The 13734-nt window shown below is 73.6% G+C and carries 14 protein-coding genes; 6 read left to right on the top strand and 8 right to left on the bottom strand.

The window, feature by feature from the left end:
• Positions 1-44: 44 nt before the first annotated feature.
• Positions 45-1073: an NADP-dependent oxidoreductase gene (locus ACGF13_RS07095; protein WP_392869742.1), complete on the top strand. Its 1029-nt coding sequence runs from the start codon at positions 45-47 to the stop codon at positions 1071-1073.
• A 362-nt stretch (positions 1074-1435) separates the two neighbouring features.
• On the top strand, positions 1436-1930 hold the full coding sequence (locus ACGF13_RS07090) for a DUF3145 domain-containing protein (RefSeq protein WP_392869740.1): 495 nt from the start codon (positions 1436-1438) through the stop codon (positions 1928-1930).
• Positions 1931-2008: 78 nt separating this feature from the next.
• Here the strand turns inward: ACGF13_RS07090 and fabF are convergent, their stop codons facing one another.
• The 5 genes from fabF to ACGF13_RS07065 all read right to left on the bottom strand — a co-directional run bounded on the left by fabF (position 2009) and on the right by ACGF13_RS07065 (position 7039).
• Positions 2009-3274 carry a beta-ketoacyl-ACP synthase II gene (fabF, locus tag ACGF13_RS07085; protein WP_392869738.1) on the bottom strand — a complete coding sequence of 422 codons (1266 nt, stop codon included), beginning with the start codon at positions 3272-3274 and terminating at the stop codon, positions 2009-2011.
• 183 nt (positions 3275-3457) lie between these two features.
• Entirely contained in the window at positions 3458-3697 is a 240-nt protein-coding gene (locus ACGF13_RS07080; protein WP_355251392.1) for an acyl carrier protein, read from the bottom strand.
• Between the two features lie 75 nt (positions 3698-3772).
• Complete coding sequence (locus tag ACGF13_RS07075; protein ID WP_392869736.1) at positions 3773-4804, bottom strand: beta-ketoacyl-ACP synthase III; 1032 nt, start codon at positions 4802-4804, stop codon at positions 3773-3775.
• The gene (locus ACGF13_RS07070) at positions 4801-5751 is read right to left on the bottom strand and encodes an ACP S-malonyltransferase (protein ID WP_392869734.1); all 951 of its coding nucleotides are present in this window, start codon (positions 5749-5751) and stop codon (positions 4801-4803) included. Before ACGF13_RS07070 ends, ACGF13_RS07075 begins: the two co-directional genes overlap by 4 nt.
• A gap of 91 nt (positions 5752-5842) precedes the next feature.
• Positions 5843-7039, bottom strand: a complete 1197-nt coding sequence (locus ACGF13_RS07065) for a PucR family transcriptional regulator (protein ID WP_392870105.1) — start codon at positions 7037-7039, stop codon at positions 5843-5845.
• A 224-nt stretch (positions 7040-7263) separates the two neighbouring features.
• Between ACGF13_RS07065 and ACGF13_RS07060 the strand changes: the two genes are divergently transcribed.
• Positions 7264-8040, top strand: coding sequence for a pirin family protein (locus tag ACGF13_RS07060; RefSeq protein WP_392869732.1), 777 nt, complete (start codon positions 7264-7266; stop codon positions 8038-8040).
• A gap of 14 nt (positions 8041-8054) precedes the next feature.
• Here ACGF13_RS07060 and ACGF13_RS07055 read toward each other — a convergent pair whose 3' ends face one another.
• A complete protein-coding gene (locus ACGF13_RS07055; RefSeq protein WP_392869730.1) occupies positions 8055-8891 on the bottom strand; it encodes a serine hydrolase domain-containing protein in 837 nt (278 codons plus the stop codon).
• Between the two features lie 130 nt (positions 8892-9021).
• Between ACGF13_RS07055 and ACGF13_RS07050 the strand changes: the two genes are divergently transcribed.
• Both ACGF13_RS07050 and ACGF13_RS07045 read left to right on the top strand, forming a co-directional pair.
• Positions 9022-9525 (top strand): MerR family transcriptional regulator, encoded by a 504-nt coding sequence (locus ACGF13_RS07050; RefSeq protein ID WP_392869728.1) that lies wholly within the window; start codon positions 9022-9024, stop codon positions 9523-9525.
• Entirely contained in the window at positions 9522-10535 is a 1014-nt protein-coding gene (locus ACGF13_RS07045) for an aldo/keto reductase (protein WP_392869726.1), read from the top strand. Before ACGF13_RS07050 ends, ACGF13_RS07045 begins: the two co-directional genes overlap by 4 nt.
• Before the next feature lie 67 nt (positions 10536-10602).
• Here ACGF13_RS07045 and ACGF13_RS07040 read toward each other — a convergent pair whose 3' ends face one another.
• Positions 10603-11181, bottom strand: a complete 579-nt coding sequence (locus tag ACGF13_RS07040) for a TIGR03086 family metal-binding protein (protein WP_392869724.1) — start codon at positions 11179-11181, stop codon at positions 10603-10605.
• Between the two features lie 101 nt (positions 11182-11282).
• Here ACGF13_RS07040 and ACGF13_RS07035 point away from each other — a divergent pair, with 101 nt between their 5' ends.
• Positions 11283-12275, top strand: coding sequence for a helix-turn-helix transcriptional regulator (locus ACGF13_RS07035; protein ID WP_392869722.1), 993 nt, complete (start codon positions 11283-11285; stop codon positions 12273-12275).
• A gap of 26 nt (positions 12276-12301) precedes the next feature.
• On the opposite strand, the gene ACGF13_RS07030 is transcribed toward ACGF13_RS07035, so the two are convergent.
• The gene (locus ACGF13_RS07030) at positions 12302-13516 is read right to left on the bottom strand and encodes an alpha/beta hydrolase (RefSeq protein ID WP_392869720.1); all 1215 of its coding nucleotides are present in this window, start codon (positions 13514-13516) and stop codon (positions 12302-12304) included.
• Positions 13517-13734 lie beyond the last annotated feature (218 nt).

The raw sequence follows: 13734 nt of genomic DNA, 5'->3' as shown, positions 1-13734 counted from the left end.
GAACCCGCGTCCCGACCCGCCCCCGAACCACAAGGAGCACACCCATGGCAGAGCAGGCCGCCGCCCCCGCGACCGCCCGTGAATGGCACCTCGCCGCCCGCCCGCAGGGCTGGCCGGTGCCGGCCGACTTCGCCCTGGTCGAGGCCCCGGTCCGCACCCCGGGCCCGGGCGAGATCCTGGTCCGCAACGCCTACCTCTCGGTGGACCCGTACATGCGCGGCCGGATGAACGACGTGAAGTCGTACGTCCCGCCGTTCCAGCTGGGCCAGGCCATGGACGGCGGCGCAGTCGGTCACGTCGTCGCCTCCGGGGCCGAGGGCTTCGCCCCGGGAGACGCGGTGCTGCACGGGCTCGGCTGGCGCGAGTACGCGACGCTGGACGCCCGGCACGCGGTCAAGGTCGACCCGGCCGCCGCCCCGCTCTCCGCCTACCTCGGCGTGCTCGGCATGCCCGGCCTGACCGCCTACTCCGGCCTGCTGGCCGTCGGCGGCCTCGAGGAGGGCGACAGGGTCTTCGTCTCCGGCGCGGCCGGCGCGGTCGGTTCGCTGGTCGGCCAGATCGCCAGGCTCAAGGGCGCCTCGCTGGTGGTCGGTTCGGCCGGCTCGGCGGAGAAGGTGGCCAAGCTGGTGGACGAGTACGGCTTCGACGCGGCCTTCAACTACAAGGACGCCCCGGTCGCCGAGCAGCTCGCCCAGGCCGCCCCGGACGGCATCGACCTCTACTTCGACAACGTCGGCGGCGACCACCTGGAGGCCGCGATCGGCGCGTTGAACGTGCACGGCCGCGCGGTGCTCTGCGGCGCGATCGCCCAGTACAACGACACCGCCGCGCCCGCCGCCCCGCGCAACCTCGCGCTCGCCATCGGCAAGCGGCTGCGCCTGGAGGGCATGCTGGTGCGCGACCACGCCGGGCTCCAGCAGCAGTTCGTCGCGGAGGTGGCCGGCTGGTTGAAGTCCGGTGAACTGCGCACCGAGGAGACCGTGGTGGACGGCGTCGAGAACGCTGCCGAGGCCTTCCTCGACCTGCTGCGCGGCGTCAACACCGGCAAGATGGTCGTCCGCCTGGGTGACTGACGGACCGTCAGGCATCCTGACCGCCCCGCCGCCCCGACCGGGCGGCGGGGCGTTCGTCACGGGCGGACCGCCGCCGGGCGCGGGTGCCGGGGCCGCACTACCGCATTCCGGCCGGATCCGAAAGTGCGTCATCCATCCTGTGGCGCCGCGCGGTACGGTGGTTCAGCCGGTGATGGGGCCGTTCGGGGGAGAGATCCGGCCGAGGGGTAGACCTCGTTGAGGATTCGACTAGCATTGAGCGAAAGCCTGTCCGTTTTGCTCAATTTAGTAGCTTAATGTCAGCTAACGTGAGTAACTGCGGATCAACTGCAGGCACGAGGCAGCTGGGGAAGGCGACCCTCGTCCACAGCCTGGAGGTCCCGGTGACGACACGTGGAGTCCTGTACGTCCACTCCGCGCCCCGCGCGCTGTGCCCGCACGTCGAGTGGGCCGTCGCGGGGGTGCTCGGTGTGCGGGTGAGCCTGGACTGGATCCGCCAGCCGGCCGCACCCGGGCACTGGCGCGCCGAACTCTCCTGGCAGGGGGAGCCCGGTACGGCCTCGAAGCTCGCCTCCGCGCTGCGCGGCTGGCAGTTGATGCGGTACGAGGTGACCAGCGAGCCCTGCGCCACGGCGGAGGGGGAGCGGTACAGCAGCACGCCCTCGCTGGGCATCTTCCACGCCGTCACCGGCATCCACGGCGACATCCTGATCCCCGAGGACCGGTTGCGCGCCGTCCTGGTGCGCGCCCGCAGCGAGGGGGCCGACCTGGAGGCCGAGGTCGCCCGGCTGCTCGGCAAGCCCTGGGACGACGAGCTGGAGCCGTTCCGGTACGCGGGCGAGGGCGCGCCGGTGCGCTGGCTGCACCAGGTGGTCTGAGGCCCGCCCCGGGGCCGTACCGGGGACGTGCGAAGGGGCCGGCGCTCGCGGAGAGCGCCGGCCCCTTCGTCGTGGGCGTCAGCGGGTGCGGAAGGCCAGCACCACGTTGTGGCCGCCGAAGCCGAACGAGTTGTTCAGCGCGGCGATCCGGCCCTCGGGCAGCTTGCGGGCCTCGCCGCGGACGATGTCGGCGTCCACGTCGTCGTCCAGCTCGTCCACGTTGATGGTCGGCGGGGCGACCCGGTGGTGCAGGGCCAGCACGGTGGCGACGGTCTCGACGCCGCCGGCGCCGCCCAGCAGGTGACCGGTCATCGACTTGGTGGCCGAGACGGCGATGTGGTCGAGGTCGTCGCCCAGTTCCTTGCGCAGCGCCTTCAGCTCGGCGGTGTCGCCCTGCGGGGTCGAGGTGGCGTGCGCGTTGACGTGCACGATCTCGGCCTTGTCCAGCTCGTTGCGCTCGAACAGGTCGGCCAGCGCGCGGGCCACGCCGGCGCCGGTCGGCTCGGGCTGGGCGATGTGGTGGGCGTCCGAGGACAGGCCCTGGCCCACGGCCTCGCAGTAGATCCGGGCGCCGCGCGCCTCGGCGTGCTCGACGGACTCCAGCACGACCACGCCGGCGCCCTCGCCCAGCACGAAGCCGTCGCGGGCCTTGTCGTACGGGCGGGAGGCGCGCTGGGGGTCGTCGTTCTTCTTGGACATCGCCATCATGTTGGCGAACGCGGCGATCGGCAGCGGGTGGATCGCCGCCTCGGTGCCGCCGGCCACCACGACGTCGGCGCGGCCGGTGCGGATCATCTCGATCGCGTAGCCGATCGCCTCGGCGCCGGAGGCGCAGGCGGAGACAGGGGTGTGCACGCCCGCGCGGGCGCCGACCTCCAGGCCGACGTTGGCCGCCGGGGAGTTGGGCATCAGCATCGGGACGGTGTGCGGGGAGACCTTGCGGGCGCCCTTCTCCTTCAGCACGTCGTACTGGTCGAGGAGGGTGGTCACGCCGCCGATGCCGGAGGCGATGACGGTGCCCAGGCGCTCGGGGGCGAGCTTGGAGGACTCGTCGGTGGCGGGGGTCTCGAAGCCGGCGTCGGCCCAGGCCTCGCGGGCGGCGATCAGCGCGAACTGGGCCGAGCGGTCCAGCTTGCGGGCCAGCGGGCGGGGAAGGATGTCGCCGGGCTCGACGGCGGTCCGCGCCGCGATCTTCACCGGCAGGTCCTCGGCCCACTCCTCGGTCAGGGCCGCCACGCCGGACGTGCCCGCGACCAGGTTCTCCCAGGTGCTGGCGGCGTCGGCGCCCAGCGGCGTGAAGGCGCCGATACCCGTGACGACCACGGTGCGATTTTCAGCGGTCACTGGTTTCTTCTTCTCTCACGTGTGCGGGGGTCGGCGGCGTGCCGAGGATGGGCCCGGCCGGGCGCCCGGTGAGGGCGTCCCGGCCGGAGAGGTCGGCCAGGCTCTACGAGCCCGGCCGACCGGTCAGCCCGGGCCGGCGTACGGGACGCCGGACGGGCTGGCCGAGTCGAACGAGTCGGTCGCTCAGGCGTTGAGGATGTAGTCCACCGCGTCGCCGACGGTCTTCAGGTTCTTGACCTCGTCGTCCGGGATCTTGACGTCGAAGCGCTCTTCGGCGGCCACGACGACCTCGACCATGGACAGCGAGTCGACGTCCAGGTCGTCGGTGAAGGACTTGTCGAGCTGGACGTCCTCGGTCGGGATACCGGCGATCTCGTTGACGATCTCGGCGAGACCTTCCAGGACCTCGTCCTTGGTAGCCATACTGGCTGCTCCTCTTCGGTGTTGAACGTGTCCGGCCGGCGGCCGGACACAGGCTTGTGGATGGCGCGAACGCGCCTAGGGGAGAGTAACGACTGCGGCGGCGTAGACGAGACCCGCCCCGAACCCGATGATCAGGGCCAGGTCCCCGCTGTGGGCCTCACCGCTCTCCAGCATGCGCTCCATCGCCAGCGGGATGGAGGCGGCGGAGGTGTTGCCGGTCTCGGCGATGTCGCGGGCGACAGGCACCGAATCCGGCAGCTTGAGCGCCTTGATCATGGCATCCGTGATCCGCATGTTGGCCTGGTGGGGGATGAACGCGCCGAGCTGGTCGGCGGTGATCCCGGCGGCGTCCAGCGCCTGCTGGGCCACCTTGGCCATCTCCCACACGGCCCAGCGGAAGACCGGCTGGCCGTCCATCTTCAGGGCCGGCCACTTCGTCTCCTCGCCCGCGCCGTTGACGGCGTCGGACTTGGCGAAGGCGGTGTCCCAGGCCTGGGTCTGGGTGATCAGCTCGGCCTGCGAGCCGTCCGAGCCCCAGATCAGCTTGCCGATGCCGGGCGTGTCGGACGGGCCGACGATCGCGGCGCCGGCGCCGTCGCCGAAGATGAAGGCGGTGGAGCGGTCCGACTTGTCGGTCAGGTCGCTGAGCCGCTCGACGCCGATGACCAGCACGTACTCGGCGTTGCCGCCGCGGATCATGCCGTCGGCCAGGCCCAGGCCGTAGCCGAAGCCGGCGCAGGCGGCCGAGATGTCGAAGGCCGGGGCGGTGCCGCAGCCGAGCCGCTCGGCGATCTCGGTGGCGATCGCGGGGGTCTGCTTGAAGTGCGAGACGGTCGAGACGATCACGCCGCCGATCTGGTCGGCGGTGATCCCGGCCTGGGCGATGGCCTTGCCGGCCGCCTGGACCGACATCTCGGCGACGGACTCGTCCGGGCCGGCCCAGCGGCGCTCGGCGATCCCGCTGCGGGTGCGGATCCACTCGTCCGAGGAGTCGATCCACTCCAGGACCTCGGAGTTGGGGATGACCCGGACCGGACGGTAGCCGCCGACGCCGTGGATGCGCGCGTACTGCGCGCCGTTCACCGGGCGGATCTGGGGCTTGGTCATGCCTGGGTCTCCTGCTCCTGACCGCCGTGCTCCGCGACGAGCGCGCGGGCCTTGTCGAGATCGGCGGGGGTCTTGAGGGCGAGCGTGGCCACACCCTTGAGGTTGCGCTTGAGCAGTCCGGTGAGGGTGCCCGCGGGGGACAGCTCGATCACGGCCGTCGCGCCCAGCTGCCCGAGGGTCTCCATGCAGAGGTCCCAGCGGACGGGGTTGGAGACCTGCGACACCAGGCGCGAGAGCACCTCGGCGCCGGACTCCACGACCGCGCCGTCCCGGTTGGAGACGTAGCGGACCAGCGGGTCGGCCGCGGTCAGGGTCGGGGCCAGCTTGGCCAGCCGCTCGACGCCCGGGGCCATGTGCTCGGTGTGGAAGGCACCGGCCACCTTGAGGGTGATCAGCTTGGCGCGCTCCGGCGGGTCCGCCTTCAGTGCCTCCAGCTGGGCCAGTGTGCCGGCGGCGACGATCTGGCCGCCGCCGTTGTTGTTGGCCGCGGTCAGGCCGTGCTCGGCGAGCTTCGCCGCGACCTCCTCCGGCTCGCCGCCGAGCACGGCGAGCATGCCGGTCTCGGTGACGGCGGCGGCCTCGGCCATGGCCTGGCCGCGCTCGCGCACAAAGGCCAGCGCGTCGTGGGCGGTGAGCACTCCGGCGCCGGCGGCGGCGGTGATCTCACCGACGCTGTGGCCGGCCACGGCGCCGACCAGCTTGCGGGCGGCGTCCTCGTCCGGGAACAGCTCCCGGGCGGTCACCAGACCGGCGGCGACCAGCAGCGGCTGGGCGACGGCGGTGTCCTTGATCTCCTCGGCGGACGCCTCGGTGCCGGCGTGCACCAGGTCGAGCCCGGCGACCTCCGACCAGCCGCGCAGGCGGTCGGCGACGCCGTCGAGCTCCAGCCAGGGGCTGAGGAAACCGGGGGACTGGGCACCCTGTCCAGGGGCGACGATTACGAGCACGGTTCAACCCTCTCTCGCCAGGCGCCCAGGGGCGGGTAGGCGACGGTAACGAAGAAAACCATCCGGGATTGTATGGTCCCTACACTCCGGCTCAGCCGGGCTCTCCGACGGCGCCCAGCCGGCCGAGGGCCAGCGCGATCCGCAGCGTGAACGCCGAACGTACGTCGGAGGGGGCGTACCCCGTGACGTCAGTCACACGTCGCAGCCGGTAGCGCACCGTGTTGGGGTGCACAAAGAGCATCCGGGCCGCGCCCTCCAGCGAGGAGGCCTGCTCCAGGTAGACGCTCAGCGTCTCCAGCAGGGCGGAGCCGGCCTCGTCCAGCGGTGTGTAGATCTCCTCCACCAGCTGACGGCGCGCGGCCTGGTCGCCGGCCAGCGCCCGCTCGGGCAGCAGGTCGTCGGCCAGCACCGGGCGAGGAGCGTCCGGCCAGGCGGCGCAGGCGCGCAGGCCGGCCGCGGCGGCGTGGGCCGAGCGGGTCGCGGAGAGCAGGTCGGGCACGGTCGGGCCGACCACCACCGGGCCCGGCGCGAACTGGCCGATCAGCGCCCGGGCCGCGTGTACCGGCTCCTTGTCGCCGCCGACCACGACCACCAGGCGCTTGCCCAGCACCCCGGTCAGCACGTTCAGCTTGGCGTAGCGGGCGGCCCGGCGGATCGCCTCGACCACCAGCTCGCTGTCGCCGTCCGGCGCGCTGCCCATCACCACCCGGACCTGGCTGGGCTGGCCCCAGCCGAGCGCCGCGGCCCGCGAGAGCACGCCCTCGTCGGCGTCGCCGGACAGCAGCGAGTTGACCACCAGCGCCTCCAGGCGGGCGTCCCAGGCGCCGCGCGCCTCGGCGGCCTGGGCGTACACCTGGGCGGTCGCGAAGGCGATCTCCCGGGCGTAGACCAGCACCGACTCGCGCATGTCGGCCTCGTCGCCGGGAGCGGCCACCTCCTCGATGGCCTCCTCCATCACCTCGATCGTGGTGCGGATCAGCTCGACGGTCTGGCGCAGGGTGATCGCCCTGGTCAGCTCGCGCGGGGCGGTGCCGAAGACGTCGGTGGAGATCGCCTGGGCGGCGTCGGGGTGGCGGTACCACTCGGTGAACGCGGCGATGCCGGCCTGGGCGACCAGGCCGATCCAGGACCGGTGCTCCGGCGGCATCCGCCGGTACCAGCCGAGCTGGTCGTCCATCCGCGAGATCGCGGCGGTGGCCAGCTTGCCGGAGGACTTCTCCAGCCGCTTGAGCGTCGCCGCCCGGCGCTCGGCGCGCTCGGCGGCGTTTCTGCGCTCCTGCGCGGTCAGGCGGGGCGCCGCGCGGCCCGGGCGGTCGCGGCCCGACCGGGCGGTCGGGCTCTTCCCGGTGGGGTCGGGTGCGGGGCTGGAGCTGGGGTCGTTCGTGGAGTTCGTGGAGGCGGCTGGCACAAGGACAAGACTGCCTCACGTGAGTGACTGCTCGTGCACAATCCCCGGCGGAGCGGCACGGTGGCAAGAGTCACACTCCGATGCCCACCCACTACGGTGGGGGCGTGACCGAAGCCGCCGCCCGCCCCCGTGCCGACCTGCGCCGCACCGCCGAGCGCTACCGCTCCGCCCCGGCCGAGGGCGTCGAGACCAGGCACGCGTTCTCCTTCTCCGGCCACTACGACCCGAAGAACACCCACTTCGGCGCGCTGCTCGCGTGCAACGAGGAACTCCTCGCCCCCGGGGCCGGGTTCGAGGAGCACAAGCACCGGGACACCGAGATCCTCACCTGGGTGCTGGAGGGCGCGCTGGCCCACCGGGACTCGCAGGGCCACAGCGGGGTGGTCCGGCCCGGGACGGTCCAGTACCTCAGCGCCGGCTCCGGCGTCACCCACACCGAGCGCAACGTCGGCGGTGCCACCGGTCCGGTCCGCTTCGTCCAGATGTGGCTCCAACCGGACGAGTTCGACGCGCCCCCCGCGTACGGCCTGCGCAAGGTGGAACCGGCGGACGGCGGGTTGACGCTACTGGCCTCCGGGCTGGAGCGCGACGCCGGGACGGACGCCCTGCGGCTGCGCCGCGGCGACGCCGCGCTCTGGCTGGCCACCGCAGGGCCGTGGCAGCCGCTGCCGCCGCTGCCCGAGGCGCCCTGGCGGTACGCCCACCTGATGGCCGGCTCGCTGGGCTACCGGACCGTCCCCGGGCCCAAGGGCGCCGGCCGCTCGATGGTGCCGGGCGACAGCGTGCGGATCACCGGCGAGGCCTTCGCCGATCCGGCGGCGGGCGAGACCGGCGCCGAACTCCTGCTCTGGGAGATGCACTCGCCGGTCTCGTACGGCTAGCCGCACGGCTCGGCTCAGTCCTTCGCGAGCTCTCCGAGGACCGCGTCCGAGAAGGCCGGCCAGGTCTCGACGGCCCACGGGCCGAAGTCCCGGTCGGTGAGCGCGACGCAGGCCACACCGGCCCGCGGGTCCACCCACAGGAAGGTGCCGGACTGGCCGAAGTGCCCGAAGGTCCCGGGGGAGTTGGCGGAGCCGGTCCAGTGCGGGCTCTTTTCGTCGCGGATCTCGAAGCCGAGGCCCCAGTCGTTCGGGCGCTGGTGGCCGTAGCCGGGCAGCACGCCGCTGGTGCCGGGGAAGGCGACCTCGCGGGTGGCCCGCAGGACGGTGGACGGGTCCAGCAGCTTGGGCGCCTGCAGCTCGGCGGCGAACCGGGCGAGGTCGGCGACGGTGGACAGGCCGCCGGCGCCGGCCGGGGACTTGTGCGCGGTGTGGAGCAGGGTGTCCGTCATGCCCAGCGGCTCGAACACCGCCTCGGCGACGTAGCGGGAGAACTCGATCCCGGCGGCCTCGGACAGTGCCCGGGCCAGCGCGTCGAAGCCCGCGTTGGAGTAGAGCCGGCGCTTGCCGGGCACACCGAACACCCGGTCCTCGTCGAAGCCCAGGCCGGAGGTGTGCGCGAGCAGGTGGCGGACGGTCGCCCCGGGCGGCCCGGCCGGGTCGTCCAGCTCGAACACGCCCTCCTCGACGGCGACCAGCGCCGCGTACGAGGTGAGCAGCTTGGTGACCGAGGCGAGCGGGAACAGGTGCTGCTGCGGCCCGTGCGCGCCCAGCACAGCGCCGTCCGCCCCCCGGACCACGGCCGCCGCGGCATGGGGCACCGGCCAGTTCTCGATCATCCGCAAGCTCTCCATGGGCCCGACTCTAGTCGCCGGGAAATCCGCCGGAGAAGGTGGTGGCGGAGCCACCCGGGTAGCGGCTTGCTTGGAGTGCACTCGAAGTCGGTAGCGTCGTTCACGTCGCACAGGACAGGGGGAACGAGCGATGGCCACACCCGAACGCGTCGAGATCGACCTGCGCAGCTGCTCCGAGGTGTTCAGCAGCCCGGCCGGCGATCCGGACCGCTCGCCGCGGCACACCATCAGCGAGGTCGCCGCGGCCAGCGGACTGACCGCCCACACCCTGCGCTGGTACGAGCGGATCGGCCTGCTGGACCCGGTCGGCCGGGCCGCGGGGGGCCGGCGCCGCTACTGCGACGCCGACCTGCACCGGCTGGCCTTTCTGGGCCGGCTGCGGCTGACCGGCATGTCCGTGGCGGACATGCTCAAATACGTGGACATGGCCCGCCAGGGCGAGCGGACCTACGAGGACCGGCGGCTGCTCCTGGAGGCCCAGCGCGAGGAGGTCCGGCAGCGGATCGTGGACCTCCAGGCCACCCTCGCCGTCCTCGACCACAAGATCGATCTCTATGCCGGGAAGGTCGCCGACCGCACCGGTACCCCGGTCCAATGCCAGAACATCCGTGTAGAGGAAGAGCAGAGCGCATGACTCAGACCGTCCTTCCCACCGTCGAACTCGGCACCGGAGGCCCGCTGGTGGGCGTCCAGGGCCTCGGCTGCATGGGCATGAGCGAGTTCTACGGCCACACCGACACCGGTGAGGCGCTCGCCACCCTGGACGCCGCCCTGGAGGCCGGCGTCACCCTCTTCGACACCGCCGACATGTACGGCTCCGGCCGCAACGAGGAGCTGATCGGCCCCTTCGTCCGGGCCAACCGGGACAAGGTGGTGCTCGCCACCAAGTTCTCCATCGTGCGCTCCGCGGAGGACGCCTCCGTCCGCGGCATCCGCAACGACCCGGAGTACATCCGGACCGCGGTCGACGCCTCGCTGCGCCGCCTCGGCGTCGACGTGATCGACCTGTACTACATGCACCGCCGCGACCCGGCCGTGCCGCTGGCCGACTCGGTCGGCGCCATGGCCGAGCTGGTGAAGGCCGGCAAGGTGCGCCACCTCGGCCTGTCCGAGGTGACCGGGGCGGAGCTGCGCGAGGCGCACGCGGTCCACCCGATCGCCGCGCTGCAGTCCGAGTGGTCGGTGTTCGCCCGCGACGTCGAGCGCACGGCGGTGCCGGCCGCCGCGGAGCTGGGCGTCGCCTTCGTGCCGTACTCGCCGCTCGGGCGTGGGTTCCTGACCGGTGCCTTCCAGAACGCCGAGGAGCTCCCGGCGGACGACTTCCGCCGGAACTTCCCGCGCTTCACCGGCGACAACGCCGCCGCCAACGGCGAACTGCTCGCCCCGCTGCGGGAGATCGCGGCGGCCCACGGCGTGACGCTCGCCCAGGTCGCGCTGGCCTGGGTGCACCAGCGGGCCGAGGCGCACGGGCTGGCCGTGGTGCCGATCCCGGGCACCCGCAAGCGCAGCCGGCTCGCCGAGAACACCGCGGCGGCGACGCTGCGGCTGACCGCAGAGGAACTGGCGCTGCTGGAGCCGGTGGCCGACCGGGTGGCGGGCAACCGCTACGCGGACATGAGCTCGACCTCGGCCGCGCGCGAGTAGCCGGACGCCGACGGCCCGGCGGGGCCGGGGAGTCCGTTCGGCGCTCCCCGGCCCCGCCGCGTCGGGTTCAGACCGTACGACCGGTCCAGGCGGCCAGCCGGGTGTGCACGTCGGCGTCCTCGGCGACCGGCCGGACGGCGGCGAACGGGACGCCAGGCACCCGCCGTTCGGCCGGCAGCGCGGACTCGGCGATGCCCAGCGCGGTCCGCGCCAGGTCGTCGTCCAGGGCGAAGCCGTTGTCCAGGGCGACGGCGATGTCCCAGGAGTGGGTCACCAGCTCCATCAGGTAGCCGCCCACCGCCGCCGCGCCGGGCACCTCGCCCCAGGGGACGACGGTCGGGCGGCCGAGCTTGGCGTCGTCCGCCCAGGCGGCGGTCACCCGGGCCCGGGCGCGGCCCAGCGCGGCCGGCCAGCCCTCGTCCGAGGGGTCCTCGATGGCGGGCACGGCGTCCCGGGCATGGCCGCCCTCGCCCAAGTAGGCGAACCGGTGGACGCCGCCGACCACGTGGTTCAGTAGCTCGCGCAGGGTGAACTCGGGGCAGGGCGTGGGCCGTTCGAGGTCGGCCGGGGTGATCGTGGCGAACAGCTTCTCCAGCTGGTCGAGGGCGCTGCGGTACTGCGGGCGGGCATCCTGGACGGCGGTCATCCGTGCTCAACTCCCTGGTGTCGGATGGTTTTTCGGGCTCGGAACGCAATCTCCCAGTAAAACCTGACAGCTGCCGTCAGGATTACTGGGATTCTTGGTGCATGAAGGCCGACCGCCTGCTCTCGATCCTCCTGCTGCTCCAGACCCGCGGCCAGGTGTCCGCCACCGAACTCGCCGAGCGGCTGGAGGTGTCCGTCCGCACCATCTACCGCGACGTCGAGTCGCTCTCCGCCGCCGGGGTGCCGGTGTTCACCGAACGCGGGCGGCACGGCGGCATCGGCCTGCTGCCCGGCTACCGCACCGACGTCACCGGCCTGACCGCGGACGAGGCCAGGGCGCTGTTCGTGCTCTCCGCCCAGGGCGCGCACAGCGACCTCGGGCTGGACGGCGCGCTCGGCTCGGCGCTGCGCAAGGTGATGGCGGCGCTGCCGGCCCCGCACCGGCCCGGCGCCGAGCGGATCAGCGAGCGGATCCTGGTCGACCCGGCCCGCTGGATGCAGACCCCAGGCGCGGCCGGCCCCGCCGCCGGGCCGGACCTCGGCGAACTGCAGTACGCCGTCTTCGCGGACCGGCGGCTGCGGCTGCGCTACCGGCACGGCGGCACGCCCGCGCCGGTGGAGTACACCGTCGACCCGTACGGGCTGGTGAGCAAGGCCGCGGTCTGGTACCTGGTGGCCGACCTGCACGGCGAGCCGCGGCTGTTCCGGGCCGACCGGGTGCTGGCCGCCGAGACCACCGAGGAGGCGGTGCGGCGCCGGGCCGGGGTCGGGCTCGGCGACGTCTGGGCGGTGCTGCGCGAGCAGGTGGAGCGGCTGCCGAAGGACGTGCCGGTGCGGGTGCGGGTCCGGCGCGGACGGCTGGACATGTTCCTGCGCATCCACGGCGGCCGGGTCACCGCCCCGCCGCCGGAGCCGGGTACGGGGCCGGCCGAGGAGTGGGCCGAGGTGGCAATGGCCTTCCCGGCCCCGGCGGCCGTCCGGTCGCTGCTGGCCTTCGGGGCGGAGGTCGAGGTGCTGGCCCCGCCGGCCGCCCGGCGGGAGCTCGCCCGGGCGGCGGCGGACGCCCTGCGGCTGTACCAGGAGCAGGGCGTCTAGGGGTCGGGCGTCCAGGCGCCGGGCCGCTACTGGTCGGGGTTCGGCCGGAGCACGTCCTGGTAGTGGCCGAGCGAGATCGCCGCGAAGTTGTGCAGGCTGTCGGTGCCCTCGCTGAAGTAGCCGTTGTGGCCGACCGCGCGGGCCGAGGAGATCTGCTCGGAGCCGAAGCCGCTCGCCGTCGGGTCGGCGCCGTGGCCGAGCCCGCCGACCTCCAGGAACGGCACGTTGCCGATCCAGTCGCTGGGGTTGCGGGTGGCCCAGACGTGCACGCCGGCGCCCAGCTCGGTGGTGCTCTGCACGCCCATGCCCGGGCTGCCGAAGACCATCAGGTCGGTGATGCCGGAGGTGTCGGACGGCGAGGCGGCCGCGCGCGGGATCTCCGGGGCGGCGGTGCCGCAGACCACCGAGCCGTACGAGTGGCAGAGCAGCGACGGCGGCGCGTCCGGCCGGGTGGTCTCCTTGAGCCCGGCGAGCAGCCGCTCCAGCCGGGGGGCGGCGACGTCGGCGAGCCGGGAGGTGGCCGCGTCCGGGCCGAGGCCGGAGGGGGTGACGTAGCCGGTCCAGGAGATCACGGCGGTCCGGGTGCCCGCCGCCTGGTGCCGCTCCTCGGCGTACAGGGCGCGGGCCATCCCGGCCGGGGAGCGCAGTGGATCCGCGGCCTGGTCGTGGTGGCCGAGGTCGGCGTCCGAGCCGGGGACGAGCACGGAGATCCGCTCGGCGTCGGCGAGGTCGCCCCACACCTCGGTGACCAGGCCGCGGCCGCGCGGGTCGAAGGCCAGGATCTGCCGGTCCGGGGCGAGCAGGTGTTCGACGTCGTTGGCGCGGGAGACGGCCAGCGCGCGGGTGTCGGAGTCCAGCTTGCGGTCCGCGGCGCGGGCCCGGGCCTGGTCGCGCTCGGCGGCCAGGGCGATCCGGTTGGCGCGGTAGCGCAGGTCCAGCGGGGCGCCGTCGTAGTTGCCGACGACCAGCGGGTAGTCCTGGATGAGCCGGTCCAGCTCGGTGGGCGCGAGCGAGGCGAAGAACGCCGCGGCGGCGGCCGGCGTGGTGGTGGCCGGGTCGGGCAGGGAGCGGCCGAAGGAGTGGTCCTGGATCCAGGCGGCGCTGCCGGCCGGAGGCGTGGAGATCGCCAGCTGTTCGGAGGAGACCGCGGCCGCGGCGGCGGAGGCTCCGGCGTCGGCGAGCACCGCGCAGCCGGCGAACGCCCCGATCAGTACCCGCTTCCAGCGTCGACGGTTGCGCACCGCACCAACTCCCTTGGGGCCCGTCACCGTTTCGCGGGCGGTGCCCGGAGGGTGCGATGGTTCTGCTGACTTCCCTGCGCAAGCCTAGGGCGCCCGACGGGGCGGCGGGAACGCCTAAACTGTGGGATGGATCACATGAACCGGGGGTGTCCTCACGGCGTCTCCCAGTGGTTCGGGCGGCGCGTGCGGTCGGGTGCGACAGGGGCCGGCGGGGTGGC

This window comes from Kitasatospora sp. NPDC048286 (assembly GCF_043201735.1).
Classification (GTDB): Bacteria; Actinomycetota; Actinomycetes; order Streptomycetales; family Streptomycetaceae; genus Kitasatospora.
Note: the sequence above shows the minus strand (reverse complement) of the source record. Positions and strands in the feature narration are given on the sequence as shown.